Source organism: Streptomyces sp. NBC_00258 (assembly GCF_036182465.1).
In the GTDB taxonomy this organism is placed as follows: Bacteria; Actinomycetota; Actinomycetes; order Streptomycetales; family Streptomycetaceae; genus Streptomyces.
In genome coordinates, this window is sequence record NZ_CP108081.1 from 2,222,997 (window position 1) to 2,236,732 (window position 13,736).

A 13,736-nucleotide genomic window follows, 5' to 3' on the forward strand; every position below is an offset into this window, starting at 1 on the left:
CCCCTCTTGCCGGACACGGAACATCCAGAAAAATCCGGCCATGCGAAGGCCGTACGCCTTCTCATAGTTGGGGGCGGCTTCCCTGTCAATGTCCGCCCGTGGAGCGGAACTTGGTGCCCGGAAGCGGAACTCTCCAGTCCCTCGCCCGCTCCCCCACCGGAGCCTACGCGTCCTCCGGCCGCCACCCCGCCGGTCGCAGAATCCCCAGCAGCAGCCCGACCAGTTCGTCCACGATCTCGTCGAGGCTCGCGTCGACCCAGCCCGAACTCCAGTCGTGCAGCAGTCCGTTGACGCCGCCGATGAACGCGGCCGCGGCGACCCGGTAGTCTCGGGGCGCCGCCTCGCCCCGATCCGCGGCGGCCGTGGCCTCGGCGCAGATGAAGTCGACCCACCGGGAGCGGCGGGCCAGCCGCTGCCGTTCAAGGCGCGGACTTACGCCGATGATCTCGACGAAGGTGATGCGCAGACGGCGGGGATCGCCGGTGACGTTTGCGGCGTAGGCACGGAAGGCGGCCGCGGCGCGTCCCTCGATCGGCAGTCCGTCCGCCTCGGCGAGGCCGGTCAGGGCGGCCTCCTCGGCCCAGTCGTTGACCTGGAGGTGGAGGGCGGCCAGTACGTCCTCGAGGGTCCGGAACTCCTCGTAGAACTGGCGGGTGGACAGGCCGGCGGTCTCGCTCAGGGCGGAGACGGTCGTGGCGCGGTAGCCGGGGGCGTCCCCGAACAGCTGGAGTCCGGCGTCGAGGAATCTTCGACGCCGCTCGGACTTGCGCTCCTCGGCGGTCTTGCCACCGTAACGGCCGGTCGGCGCCCTGAGCCTGCCCGCCACTGAACCTCCCTGATCGACCCGATGGCCAATCTTGTCCTGTCCGGAGTCTTGTGGAGAGCGGGCCCCGCTCCTTACTTTCCAGTAAGTCCAATCTGAACGTGCGCGTTTTCAGATTCTCCGCCTTGTCATGCTCCCCACACATAGGAGAGATCGGTCATGTCTGCCTTCAGAGCCCGGCACGCCTGGTCCATCGCGGCCGCCCTCGTGCTGACCGTCACCGCACCGGCCACCGTGTCCGCCGCACCGAACGCCTCCGCGGATCTGCGAGAGGTGATGTTCGTCGGCAACAACTGGGAGGGCACCGCCGACGTCATCAAGTCCACGGGCGACTTCGCGAAGGTCGGCCGGATCAACGTCATCCCGGACAAGGACGCGCGGATGGCGGAGATCAACGCCGATCCGATCAAGTGGATCGCCTTCATGACCATCCGCAACAGCGTGGGCGAGGGACACGACCAGTTCGTCGACGACATGTACTCCACGCCCGACGGCAGGTCGATGGTGGTCTCCCGCCCGAGCTTCGCCGACGTGGTCTCGATCGACCTGGCCTCGGGCGACATCAACTGGCGCTTCCCCGTGTCGGGTTTCCGCGCCGACCACATGGCGGTCTCCCCCGACGGCAAGCGTGTCGCCGTCTCGGCCTCCACCTCCAACACGGTGCACGTGCTGGACATCAACACCGGCAAGCAGGCGGGCTCGTTCGCCACGGGCGACAAGCCGCACGAGAACATCTTCACCAGCGACGGCAAGCAGATCTGGAACATGGGGATCGGCGACGTCAACACCGCGACCGACGCCCCCTGGCTGGACTGGACGAAGGGCGACCGCAAGATCACGGTCGTCGACGCGACCACGTTCAAACAGGTGAAGGTCATCGACATGCGGCAGCGGCTCGACGCGATCGGCCTCACCGACTACTCCGACGCGGTCCGCCCGGCGGCCTTCAGCCCGGACGAGTCGAAGCTGTACTTCCAGGTGTCGTTCTTCAACGGCTTCTTCGAGTACGACATCGCCACGGACCGGATCACCCGCACCAAGACACTGCCGATGAACCCCGCGACCAGCACCGACCGCACCACCTGGGTCAACGACTCACGCCACCACGGCATCTCGATGAAGCCCGACGGCACGAAGCTGTGCGTCGCGGGCACGATGGACGACTACGCGACTGTGGTCGACCGCGCCACCCTCCAGGAGGGCCCGCTCGTCACCGCCTCCAAGCCCTACTGGGCGACCGTCAGCGGTGACGGCAAGTCCTGCGTGGTCTCCGAGAGCGGCGCCGACCAGGTCACGGCGATCGACTTCGCCACCGGCAGGAAGACGGTGTCCGTGCCGGTCGGCGACCACCCCCAGCGCGTCCGACTGGCCCACGTCCCGGCCAACTGGACGGGGCCGACCGCCGACTGACCTGCTCCGCCCGGCTTCCCCGCGCCCCAGAGGGGCGCGGGGCTGTGACACTTTGCGGCTCCGCCGCGTGGGCGCGACCAGTCACAACGGACCCGCGTCCGAAGCACCGGAACCGGCGGAGCCCTTAGCTGAACTCAGAAGCCATCCACGACGACAGCTCCGAACGCGCCGCGCTCAGCACCGCAGCAGACGGGGCGGTCGCGCCATTGGTGACCAGGGCGTAGTGCAGCGTGCCCGTGTCGGCCGCGGTGAGCAGCAGCCGGCGGCTGCCGGTACCACCCGGCTCGGCGGCCGCGGCGATCGGAGTCGTGCGGGTGTACGCCGGCGGACCGAACACCGTCCCGAGGTCGGAGACCACCGTGGTCGACGCGTTCGGGAAGGACGCCGGGAGATGCAGCTCCGTCGGCTCGGCACTGCCGTCGGAGCGCCAGACCTGGAGCGCGTACTGGCCCGAGCCCACCAGCTGGGCGACGTTCGGCAGGGAGCTCGGCACCGGGTTCCACGTCAGCGTCGTGGAGCCGTCCCGTGAACGGTCCTCGAAGGTGAAGGCGAGCGAGCGGCCCGCCGTGGCGCTGGGGTAGACGCGGTCGAGCATCCGCGCGTCCTGGCGCAGTACGGCCTTGCCCGAGTCGTCGAGGCGTACCGCGGACAGGTCCTCGTCGTTCCAGGCGTCGCCCTCGGTCTGCACCTCGTTCGGGTTGTCGTTCATCAGCTCGTGGTGGCGGCCGTTGTAGATGTCCCACTGCCACTGTGAGCCGGACAGGACGGGACCCGAACTCGCCGGGTTCGCCCACCAGTTGGCTCCCTTCACTCGGGAGTCGAGGGCCTGGTACATCGCCTTGTAGACCGTCGGCGCCTTGTCGGAGACGGAGCCGGCGAGCGGGTGCCCGAACTCGCTGATGATCGCCGTCGTCCCGGTGGCCGTGGCCCGGTCGCGGACGGTGCCGAAGTCACCGACGTACTGGCCGTCCTCCGCCTTGCCCCACATGAAGACGCCGGAGATGGCCTTCTGGTCGTAGAAGTGGGTGTTGAAGACGTAGCGCGAGCCGAGGGTCGCGTCGAGCAGTCCGCCCTCCTGCTTCTGGAAGTCGATGTTGGCGTTCCAGAAGAGGTTCGGCTCGACGAAGGCCGGCTTGGCCTGCCAGCCCGCCGCGTCCATACGGGCGCGGAACTTGACGTAGAACGGCCACAGGACGTCCTTCTCCCATGCCCGGCTGGTCTGGCCCGAGTCAAGGGTGCCCGGGTGCGGCTCGTTCCACGGGTCGAAGCCGACGACGCCCGCGAACTGGGTCGCGGTGAGGTTCTGCTTCACGTACGCCATCGTCTTCTGGGCGGTGTCGAGGAAGGCCTCCTGGAGGCCGTACTCGTTGTGCCAGAAGTCGTAAGTCGCCTGTGTCACGGCCGCGTTGGAGGTGATGTTCTGGCCCCAGAACGGGCAGATGCCGCAGTACTCGTCGGGGTAGTCACCGAGGTCGACGGCCCACTTGGGGGCGCCGTCGCCGGTGTACCAGCTGTCCGAGTCGAACAGCCAGCGGGAGTAGAGGTCCTGGTGGAAGTCGGGGTACACGCGGATGCCGGCGTCCAGGAACGCACGTATCTGGCCGGTGGCCGCGGCCAGATAGGCCTGGTCCACCTGGCCGCGCGTGGGCTCCGCGTACGCCCAGGAGAGCAGGAAGCGGACGGAGTTGCCGCCGCCGAGCGCCCGGAGCGCGGTCGCGGACTTCTTGGCGTCCGCGACCGAGGCGAAGGGAAGGCCGTTGTTCTCCTTGAGTTTCGTCTCGCCGGAGACGTTGTAGCCGCGCAGCACGACCTCGCGGCCGAGGCCGTCGGTGAAGCGGCCGTTCTGGACCGTGAGGGTCGCGGCGGCGGCCGGGTCGAACCACAGATCGTCGGGGAGGGCTGAGGCGGGCTGAGCTCCGGCGGTCGTCAGGAGACCGGTCAGGAGTACGAGGACGCCGAGCAGATGCACACGCAACTTCGACATGTGCACAACAGTCGCGGGTGCATCTTTGGCCCGTCAAGACTCCTGACTTGAGAGTAAGTCACCTTTTCCGGAATGGCGCTGTGCAGATCACCCGCCGATTCGCCGCGTCACGTTCAGCAGGTACTCCTTGCGGTCGAGCGGGTTGTGATCGGTTCGCGGCCGCTCCCGGACCGTGCCGCGTGCTACCGGCGCGTAGTGGTCGAACGCGGCCTCCAACTCACCCTCTCCGCTGGTCAGACCCGGTAGCTGTTGCTCAAGGCCGTGCACCTGGGCCGCGGGGATCGCGCCCTCCAGCACACATGACCTGCCCCGCGTCTCCGTCGTCCGGGGCACCGCCCGCAGCCTGGCGAGGACCGGGAGCAGAGCGCCCAGCGTGTCCGCCGGGGCCTCCATGCGGAAGCGGTGCATCGGCTCGTACACCTGACTGCCGGCCTGTCGCAGTGCCTCCATCAGGACGAGCGGGGTGAGGCCGCGGAAGTCCGCTCCCGTGCTCGACATGCTCTTGTCGAAGCCCTGATGCGCGTGGCTCTGCCGGGGCGAGTAGCCGGAGTGGGTCATGGTGACCGTGCAGTCGGTGACCCGCCAGCCGTGGAGTCCCTGTTCCAGGGTCTCCTTCACGGTGTCCTCGACGGCCTTGAAGAAGGCGTACGGCATCGCACCCAGCTCGACCTCCAGCCGGAACTCCACGCCGGAACCGACCGGCGCCGGATCCACGCGCAGTCCGACCGTGGCGAGGAACGGGTTGGGTTCCTTGCCGTTGGACTCGACCGCCGCGCCGCTGCCGACGGGCCGCTCGACACAGATCGTCGTCGTCTCGCGGAAGCCGACGTCGAGGCCGAACTCGTCGGCCAGGGTCGCCTGGACGACCTCCTTCTGCACCTCGCCGTAGAGGGACACGGAGATCTCCCGCCGCGTCTCGTCCAGACGCAGGTTGATCAGCGGGTCCTGCTCGGCGAGCCGGGTGAGTGCGGTGTGCAGGGCGCCCTTGTCGGCGGGGCGGTTCGGTACGACGACGGTTTCCAGGGTCGGCGGAGCGAAGAAGTGCTCGTACGACGGGCGCGGTACGCCGATGCTGTCGCCGATCCTGATGCCGTCGAGGCCCCACAGCTTGCCGATCCGGCCGGCGGACAGCAGGCCGTCCCGGGCGTCCGAGCCTCGTTCGAAGACACGGACCGCGGTGACTTTGCCTTCCTTGCCGTCTCCGAAGGTCACCCGGTCCCGGGTGCGGAGGGCGCCCGAGAACATCCGCGCGTACGCGACGCGCTCCCCCGCCCGGCCCCGCTCGACCTTGAACACCGTGCCGGAGACCTGTCCTTCGGTGTTGCCCCGGCCCGCGGGGAGCAGGTCCCTGATGCCGGCGATCAGCTCGTCCACGCCCGCGCCCGTCATGGCGGAGCCGAAGAACACCGGGTGCACGAGAGCCTGCCTGGTCTGGTCCGCGAGTGCCGCGCGGAGCAGGCCGTCCGGCACGCCGCCCTGGACGTACGCGGTGAGCAGCCGGTCGTCGTGGTCTGCCAGCACGTCGAGCGCGTCCGGGGTGAGCCCCGGGACGAAGTGCGCCTCGGGCGTGCCCTGCCCGGCGATCCGCCCCATCGCGACCACGGCCGGGGTGAGACGCTCGGTGACGGCCCGGAGCACGGCCTCGTCGCGTGCGCCCCGGCGGTCGATCTTGTTGACGAAGACGAGCGTGGGAACGCGCAGCCGCCGCAGCGTCCGCAACAGGACACGCGTCTGCGCCTGGACGCCCTCGACGGCCGAGACCACGAGCACCGCGCCGTCGAGCACGCTCAGCACGCGCTCCACCTCGGCGATGAAGTCCGGGTGGCCGGGTGTGTCGATCAGATTGACCGTGACGTCGTCGATCTCGAACGAGACGACGGCCGACTTGATGGTGATACCGCGCTGTCGTTCCAGCGCGAGCGAGTCGGTCTGGGTGCTGCCGTCGTCGACGCTGCCGATCTCGTCGATGATCCCGACGGTGTGCAGCAGCCGCTCGGTCAGGCTTGTCTTACCGGCGTCTACGTGCGCCAGAATTCCCAGGTTCAGCGTGTGCACCGCTTGTCATGTCCTTTGAAGTGAGGGGGATTCCTTCCTGGGTGGACATGAACGGTGCGCGCATTGCTGCTCCTTGATTCCGGTCGACCGTGCCTAGCGGCTGATCCTTTTCAGTCCACCAGACCCCGGCATACGCGAGCAACGGATTAACGCTCAACAAAGCCTGTCGCGGCACTCGCCCCTCCCCGGACACGGTCCTAGAGTGACGCCCATCACGTCCGGTGGCTGATTTCCCTCGCACGGTTCCCTGGGAGGGCACATGACCCGTATCTCGGTGAAGGTGGACGGCACGACGTACGAGGACGAGGTGGAACCCCGTCTTCTGCTGATCCACTATCTGCGTGACCGGCTGGGTCTGACCGGCACCCCGATTGGCTGCGACACCTCCAACTGCGGGGCCTGCACGGTCGACCTGGACGGCGAGACCGTCAAGAGCTGCTCCGTGCTGACGGTCCAGGCCGACGGGAGCGAAGTGACCACGGTCCAGGGGCTCGCTTCGAACGGGGAGTGGCATCCCCTGCAGAAGGCGTTCCACGAGTGCCACGCCCTGCAGTGCGGGTACTGCACGCCAGGGATGATCATGGCCGCGCGTGATCTGCTCCGCGAGAATCCGCAGCCGGGCGCGGACGACGTACGGCATGCGCTGGAAGGCAACCTCTGCCGGTGCACGGGCTATCAGAACATCGTGCGCGCGGTGCTCGCCGCCTCCGGATCCCCTGAGGCATCGGTGGCCTCCACCGCTTCCACCACCGCTGCGGCCTCCGCGGCCTCCGGCCAGGAGGCGAGGACATGAGCGAGCAGATCACCGAGCGCGAGGTCGGCCGGTCCCGTGCCCGCAAGGAGGACGCCCGGCTGATCACCGGTCAGACGAACTGGACCGACAACATCAGCGTCAACGGACTGCTGCATCTGGCCATCCTGCGCAGCCCGATGGCGCACGCGCGCATCGACCGTGTCGACGTGACGCCCGCGCTCGAACGGCCCGGTGTCATCGCCGCGTTCACCGGCCGCGACCTCGCGGAGGGTACGGCCTCGCTGCCGTGCGCGTGGCCGGTGACCGAGGACATCGTGCTGCCGGACCACCCGTCCGTCGCGGTCGACGAGGTGCGGTACGCGGGCGATCCGGTGGCGGTCGTCGTGGCCCGCGACCGGTACGCGGCCGCCGACGCGCTCGAAGCGATCGAGGTCGACTACGAGCCGCTGCCCCCGGTGCTCGACCTGGAGGCCGCCCTCGCCGACGACGCGCCACTGGTCCACTCGGACAAGGGAACCAATCGCTGTTACGTCTGGCCGCTGGCCACGGGCGAGAACTACGAGACGGCTCGGCAGCGCGCCGACGTCGTCGTGCGCCGCCGCTATCTCCAGCAGCGGCTCATCCCCAACGCCATGGAACCCCGCGCGGTGGTCGTCACCCCGCTCGCCGCGTCCGGCGAGTACACGGTGTACTCGGCGACCCAGGTCCCGCACGTCCTGCGCGTGATGCTCTCCATGGTCACCGGCGTCCCCGAGCACAAACTGCGCGTGGTCGCCCCCGACGTCGGCGGCGGCTTCGGGTCCAAGCTCCAGGTGTACGGCGAGGAGGTCATCGCCCTCGACATCGCGCGGCGCCTCGGCCGGCCGGTCAAGTGGACCGAGTCCCGCTCCGAGGGCTACCTCGCCACCCACCACGGGCGCGGCCAGATCCAGGACATCGAGATCGCCGCGACCCGCGAGGGCAAGCTGCTCGGCCTCAAGGTCGACCTGCTCGCCGACATGGGCGCGTATCTGATGCTCGTCACGCCGGGCATCCCGATCCTGGGCGCCTTCATGTATCCGGCGATCTACAAGATGGACGCGTACGACTTCACGTGCACGGGTGTCTTCACGACGCGCACGCCCACGGACGCGTACCGGGGTGCCGGGCGACCGGAGGCGACGTACGCCATCGAGCGGATCATGGACGAGCTGGCCGTCGAACTCGGCCTGGATCCGGTGGAGTTGCGACGCCGGAACTGGATCGGGCACGACGAGTTCCCGTACACGTCGGTCGCCGGGCTGACCTACGACAGCGGCAACTACGAGGCCGCCACCGACAAGGCGCTCACCCTCTTCGGGTACGACGAACTCCGTGCCGAGCAAGCCAAGCGGAACGAGAGCGGTGACTCCGTGCGGCTCGGGATCGGGGTGTCCACGTACACCGAGATGTGCGGGCTCGCGCCCAGCCGGGTGCTGCGGGATCTGCGGTACGCGGCCGGCGGCTGGGAGGCGGCGAGCATCCGCATGCTGCCCACCGGCAAGGTCGAGGTGATCACCGGGACCAGCCCGCACGGGCAGGGGCACGAGACCTGCTGGAGCCAGATCGCCGCCGATGTGCTCGGGGTGCCCTTCGAGGACGTCGAGGTCGTGCACGGCGACACCAGGTCGGCGCCGCAGGGCATGGACACGTACGGGTCGCGGTCGCTGGTCGTCGGAGGCTCGGCAGTCCATCACGCCGCCCAGAAGGTCGTCGACAAGGCACGGAAGGTGGCCGCGCATCTGCTGGAGGCGAGCGAGCAGGACCTGGAGTTCACGGACGGCGTGTTCTCCGTGAAGGGTTCGCCCGAGGCGCGGAAGACGATCCAGGAGGTCGCCTTCGAGACGTTCTCCTCGCACGATCTGCCCGACGGCATGGAGCCGACCATCAACGCCGAGCACCTGCTCGACCCGGACAACTTCTCCTACCCGCACGGCACGCACCTGTGCGCGGTCGAGGTCGACACGGAGACCGGGCGGACATCGATCCGTTCGTACGTCTGCGTCGACGACGTCGGCCGGGTCATCAACCCCGTGATCGTCGAGGGACAGGTGCACGGCGGGCTCGCCCAGGGCATCGCGCAGGCGCTGTACGAGGAAGCGGTGTACGACGACGAGGGCAACCTAGTATCCGGCACGATGGCCGACTATCTGGTGCCCTCCGCGGTGGATCTGCCCGAGTTCACGACCGGTCGCACGGAGACGCCGGCCACCTCCAATCCCTTGGGGGTCAAGGGAGTTGGCGAGGCCGGGACGATCGCCTCGACACCCGCCGTCGTCAACGCGATCGTGGACGCGCTGCGGCCGTTGGGCGTCCAGGACATAGCGATGCCCTGCTCACCGGGGCGGGTCTGGGAGGCCCTGCAGGCCGCTCAGTCCGCTCGGCCGTCGGCGAAGGAGGCCGGGTCGTCATGATTCCTCCCGCATTCGACTACGTCAGGCCCACGAGCGTCGACGAGGCCGTACGGGCGCTCGGCGACGCGGGCGAGGACGCGAAGGTACTGGCGGGCGGGCAGAGCCTGCTCCCGCTGCTGCGGTTGCGGCTCGCCTTCCCCGAACTGGTCGTGGACGTCGGCCGGATACCCGGGCTGCGCGGGGTGCGCGAGGACGGCGGCACGCTCGTCATCGGCGCGCTGACCACGCACCACGACGTCCTCGCGGATCCGCTGGTACGCCGTCACGCGGGCCTTCTCGCGGCGGCCACGGCGACGGTCGGCGACCCCGCGATACGCCATCGGGGCACCCTCGGCGGCTCGCTCGCCCACGCCGATCCCGCGGGTGATCTGCCGGCGGTGGCGCTCGCGCTGGACGCGGAACTGGTCGCGGCGGGGCCGGGAGGCCAACGCACCATCCCCGCAAAGGAGTTCTTCGTCGACTACCTCCAGACCTCGTTGCGGCCGGACGAGTTGCTCGTGGAGGTGCGGCTCCCGAAGACCGACGAGTCCGACGGCTGGGGCTTCCACTACGAGAAGTTCAGCCGGGTGGCACAGGCCTGGGCCATGGTCGGCGTCGCGGCGCTGGTGCGGCGCGAGAACGGGTACATCGCCGAGGCGCGGATCGGTCTCGGCAACATGGGGTCCACTCCGCTGCGCGCCTCGGCGACCGAGGAGGCACTGTCGGGTGCGGACGCGGACGGGGTGGCACTGGCTGCCCGGTCGGCGGCGGAGGGGACCCGGCCGACCGGCGATCCGTCCGCCTCGCCCGAGTACCGGGCGCATCTGGCACGGGTGCTGACGCGTCGTTCGGTACTGGCCGCCGCGGGGATGGGGTGAGGAGCCGATCGCACGCATGGATGGGGCGGGGCCGGGGTCCGGGACGTCGCCAGGGCCGGGTGCAGGCTCGGGTTCCGGGCCGGGCTCGGGCCATGGCGAGTTTCCCGACGGCCACTTGAGCGCCGACGGGCCCTCCGACGACCGGCCGGGCGGCCGTGGGGCGTCCCTCGGCGGCTCGGACGAGGACGAGCCGCCCGGTGGCGGGGCAGCCTGGCCGACGGGACCCGGGGACGTGCGGGAGCGGCTCGAGGAGACCGGATACCTCGTCGACGACGGCCTGGCGGTCGCGTGCTTCCTCGCCCTGAAGCTGCGTCGGCCGATCTTCTGCGAGGGTGACGCGGGCGTGGGCAAGACCGCGCTCGCGTCGGCCTTCGCCGCCGCGCTGGACGCTCCGCTGATCCGCCTCCAGTGCTACGAGGGCATCGACGCCTCGCAGGCGCTGTACGACTGGGACTTCCCGCGCCAGCTGCTGCATCTGCGGGCGGCCGAGGCGGCCGGTGTCACCGACGCCGACCGTCTTGAGGGCGAGCTGTACGGGCGGCGGTTCCTGATCGCCCGGCCGCTGCTGCGGGCCCTGGAGACCCAGCCGTGCGTGCTGCTCGTCGACGAGATCGACCGGGCCGACGACGAGTTCGAGGCGTTCCTGCTGGAGCTGCTGTCCGAGTACACGGTCACCGTCCCCGAACTCGGCACCCTGCGCGCCGAGTCGCCGCCCGTCGTGGTCCTCACGTCGAACCGGACCCGTGAGGTGCACGACGCGCTGAAGCGGCGCTGCCTCTACCACTGGTTCGACCATCCCGGCTTCTCCCGCGAACTCGCCATCGTGCGAAGGCGGTTGCCGAGTGTCACGGCACGGCTCGCCGAGCAGGTGACCGGCCTCGTACAGGCGCTGCGCGGGGAGGATCTGGTGAAGCCGCCGGGGGTCGCGGAGACGATCGACTGGGCGGAGGCGCTGGACGCGCTCGGCGCCACGGAGGTCGACGCGGAGCTGGCGGTGGCCACGCTGGGGTCGGTGCTGAAGTACCGGGAGGACCTGGAGCGGGCCCGGGGGCTCGATCTGGCGGCGCTGCTGGCGGTGCGGGGCGCGTGAGATGCGTGGGGAGCGGGGCCTGAGGTGACCGGGACAGAGAGCGGGGCCGACGTCGGGGAGCGTGCCGGGGCGTCCGTCGACGTGCCCGCCGTCCTGGTCGGCTTCGCCCGTGCCCTGCGCGCCGCCGGGGTCGAGGCAGGGCCCGACCGCGTGCAGGCCTTCCTCGGCGCGCTCGACGTACTTCGGCCCGGGATGCGGTCCGACGTGTACTGGTCGGGGCGGCTCACGCTGTGCGGCAGCCGGGACGATCTGGAGCGGTACGACCGGGTGTTCGCCGCCTACTTCGGGGGCGCCGCGTCAGAGGGACGGGGGATGCGTGCCGCTCCCCCGCCGCGGCTGCGGATGACCGTACGGGACGCGGGGCCCGCTCCCCGTGCGCAGGTCGAGGGCGAGCGGGATGCCGTACCCACAGCGGTCCTGGCGAGTTCCGCCGAGGTGCTGCGGCACCGGGACTTCGCCGGGCTCACCGACGCCGAGCGGGGTCAACTCCGGCGGCTGCTGGTCGCATTCGCGCTGCGTGGCGAGCTCCGGCGAACCGCACGGCTGCGGCCGGCCAGGCGCGGGGTCGTCGATCCGCGGCGCACCGTGCAGGAGGTGCTGCGGCGGGGCGGCGAGCCCGCGCCGCCCCGGATGCGGGCGCGGGCCGAGCGACCGCGCCGGGTGGTGCTGCTGGTGGACGTGAGCGGCTCGATGGCGGCGTACGCGGACGCGCTGCTGCGGTTCGCGCACGCCGCCGCGCATGCCGGCCCGTACGGCGGGCGGGCGCGGACGGAGGTGTTCACGATCGGTACGCGGCTGACCCGGGTGACCCGTGAGCTGACGCACCGCGACCCCGACACCGCGCTGGCCGCGGTCGCGGCGGCCGTGCCGGACTGGCGGGGCGGCACCCGGCTCGGCGAACTGCTGCGGGGCTTCCTCGACCGGTGGGGGCAGCGGGGTATGGCACGTGGCGCGGTGGTCGTCGTGCTGTCGGACGGCTGGGAGCGTGGCGATCCCGATCTGCTCGCGGCCCAGATGCGACGCTTGCACCGGCTGGCGCACCGGGTGATCTGGGCCAATCCGCGCAAGGCCCGTCCCGGCTACGCGCCCCTGGCTGCCGGTATGGCGGCGGCGCTGCCGAGCGTTGACTCATTCGTCGAGGGACACAGCCTGGCCGCGCTGGAACGTCTGGCGGCGGTGGTGAGAGGAGCGGGCGATGCGTGAGATCCTCCCGGCGCTCGGCCGGTGGTACGCGGAGGGCACTCCCTTCGGTCTCGCCACGGTCGTCGCCGTCAGCCGGAGCGCACCGCGGGATCCGGGCGCCTCCATGGCCGTCGGTCCCGGTGACGAGGTCGTGGGCAGCGTGTCCGGCGGCTGTGTCGAGGGGGCGGTGTTCGAGCTGGCCCAGGACGTGGTGGAGTCCGGCGAGGCCCGGCTGGAGACCTTCGGGTACAGCGACGAGGACGCGTTCGCCGTCGGTCTGACCTGCGGCGGTGAGATCACCCTCCTCGTACGGCCTGTCACGGCCGCCCTCGATCCGTCCTTCGGGGCGGTCGCGGAGTCGGTGGCCGCGGGCCGCCCGGTGACCGTGGCGACGGTGATCGACGGCCCGGCCCGTCGCGGCGCGACCCTCGCCGTCTGGGAGGACGAGGTGTCGGGCACGCTCGGCACGACGGGCCTGGATGTGGCGGTGACCGCCGACGCGCGGGGCGAACTGGCCCTGGGCGCCACGGGGCAGCGGCACTACGGCCCGCGCGGCGAGCGACGCGAGGACGCCGTGACGGTCTTCCTGCACTCCTTCGCTCCCCCGCCGCGCATGCTGGTCTTCGGGGCGATCGACTACGCGGCTGCCGTGGCCCGCATCGGCGCCTTCCTCGGCTACCGGGTCACCGTGTGCGACGCCCGGCCCGTCTTCGCCACCCCGAAACGCTTCCCGGCGGGTGTGGAGGTCGTCGTCGAGTGGCCGCACCGCTATCTGCACGCCACCCCGACCGACGAACGCACCGTGATCTGCGTCCTCACCCACGACCCCAAGTTCGACGTGCCGCTCCTGGAGGAGGCGCTGCGCCGGCCGGCCGCGTACATCGGGGCCATGGGCAGTCGGCGTACGCACGACGACCGGATGAAGCGGCTGCGGGACGGCGGGCTCGGCGAGGCCGAGCTTGCCCGGCTGCGCTCGCCGGTCGGCCTCGACCTCGGAGCGCGCACGCCCGAGGAGGTGGCCGTGTCCGTCGCCGCCGAGATCGTCGCGCTGCGCTGGGGCGGCAGCGGCGCCCCGCTGACGGCGACGGCCGGGGAGATCCACCCGCGGGAGCAGTGACGAGCCGCTGCCGTCGCGACGTCGCTGGTCGT

The 13,736-nt window shown here is 70.7% G+C and carries 10 protein-coding genes; 7 read left to right on the top strand and 3 right to left on the bottom strand.

Going from position 1 to position 13,736, the window contains the following annotated elements; all coding sequences use genetic code 11:
• Positions 1-163: 163 nt before the first annotated feature.
• Positions 164-826 carry a TetR/AcrR family transcriptional regulator gene (locus OG718_RS10295; RefSeq protein WP_328843974.1) on the bottom strand — a complete coding sequence of 221 codons (663 nt, stop codon included), beginning with the start codon at positions 824-826 and terminating at the stop codon, positions 164-166.
• A gap of 156 nt (positions 827-982) precedes the next feature.
• Here OG718_RS10295 and OG718_RS10300 point away from each other — a divergent pair, with 156 nt between their 5' ends.
• Positions 983-2,233 carry a YncE family protein gene (locus tag OG718_RS10300; RefSeq protein WP_306936131.1) on the top strand — a complete coding sequence of 417 codons (1,251 nt, stop codon included), beginning with the start codon at positions 983-985 and terminating at the stop codon, positions 2,231-2,233.
• A gap of 124 nt (positions 2,234-2,357) precedes the next feature.
• On the opposite strand, the gene OG718_RS10305 is transcribed toward OG718_RS10300, so the two are convergent.
• Together OG718_RS10305 and OG718_RS10310 are read right to left on the bottom strand one after the other, a co-directional pair.
• A complete protein-coding gene (locus tag OG718_RS10305) occupies positions 2,358-4,217 on the bottom strand; it encodes a cellulase family glycosylhydrolase (RefSeq protein WP_328843975.1) in 1,860 nt (619 codons plus the stop codon).
• An 87-nt stretch (positions 4,218-4,304) separates the two neighbouring features.
• Positions 4,305-6,272, bottom strand: coding sequence for a translation factor GTPase family protein (locus OG718_RS10310; RefSeq protein ID WP_328843976.1), 1,968 nt, complete (start codon positions 6,270-6,272; stop codon positions 4,305-4,307).
• 259 nt (positions 6,273-6,531) lie between these two features.
• Between OG718_RS10310 and OG718_RS10315 the strand changes: the two genes are divergently transcribed.
• The 6 genes from OG718_RS10315 (at position 6,532) to OG718_RS10340 (ending at position 13,704) form a co-directional block, all read left to right on the top strand.
• Positions 6,532-7,065: a (2Fe-2S)-binding protein gene (locus OG718_RS10315; RefSeq protein WP_143635033.1), complete on the top strand. Its 534-nt coding sequence runs from the start codon at positions 6,532-6,534 to the stop codon at positions 7,063-7,065.
• Entirely contained in the window at positions 7,062-9,458 is a 2,397-nt protein-coding gene (locus tag OG718_RS10320) for a xanthine dehydrogenase family protein molybdopterin-binding subunit (protein WP_143635032.1), read from the top strand. The genes OG718_RS10315 and OG718_RS10320 overlap by 4 nt, the downstream gene beginning before the upstream one ends.
• Entirely contained in the window at positions 9,455-10,315 is an 861-nt protein-coding gene (locus OG718_RS10325; protein ID WP_328843977.1) for an FAD binding domain-containing protein, read from the top strand. The genes OG718_RS10320 and OG718_RS10325 overlap by 4 nt, the downstream gene beginning before the upstream one ends.
• A gap of 115 nt (positions 10,316-10,430) precedes the next feature.
• The gene (locus tag OG718_RS10330; RefSeq protein ID WP_443054973.1) at positions 10,431-11,405 is read left to right on the top strand and encodes an AAA family ATPase; all 975 of its coding nucleotides are present in this window, start codon (positions 10,431-10,433) and stop codon (positions 11,403-11,405) included.
• Between the two features lie 24 nt (positions 11,406-11,429).
• A complete protein-coding gene (locus OG718_RS10335; protein ID WP_443054976.1) occupies positions 11,430-12,608 on the top strand; it encodes a vWA domain-containing protein in 1,179 nt (392 codons plus the stop codon).
• Positions 12,601-13,704, top strand: coding sequence for an XdhC family protein (locus OG718_RS10340; RefSeq protein ID WP_143635026.1), 1,104 nt, complete (start codon positions 12,601-12,603; stop codon positions 13,702-13,704). Before OG718_RS10335 ends, OG718_RS10340 begins: the two co-directional genes overlap by 8 nt.
• The last annotated feature ends 32 nt before the right edge of the window (positions 13,705-13,736 follow it).

Bases quoted from the DNA above. Each gene is read 5' to 3' on its own strand.
- OG718_RS10325 (WP_328843977.1), top strand. From the start codon at position 9,455: ATGATTCCTCCCGCATTCGACTACGTCAGGCCCACGAGCGTCGACGAG.
- OG718_RS10305 (WP_328843975.1), bottom strand. From the start codon at position 4,217: ATGTCGAAGTTGCGTGTGCATCTGCTCGGCGTCCTCGTACTCCTGACC.
- OG718_RS10340 (WP_143635026.1), top strand. From the start codon at position 12,601: ATGCGTGAGATCCTCCCGGCGCTCGGCCGGTGGTACGCGGAGGGCACT.
- OG718_RS10320 (WP_143635032.1), top strand. From the start codon at position 7,062: ATGAGCGAGCAGATCACCGAGCGCGAGGTCGGCCGGTCCCGTGCCCGC.
- OG718_RS10300 (WP_306936131.1), top strand. From the start codon at position 983: ATGTCTGCCTTCAGAGCCCGGCACGCCTGGTCCATCGCGGCCGCCCTC.
- OG718_RS10315 (WP_143635033.1), top strand. From the start codon at position 6,532: ATGACCCGTATCTCGGTGAAGGTGGACGGCACGACGTACGAGGACGAG.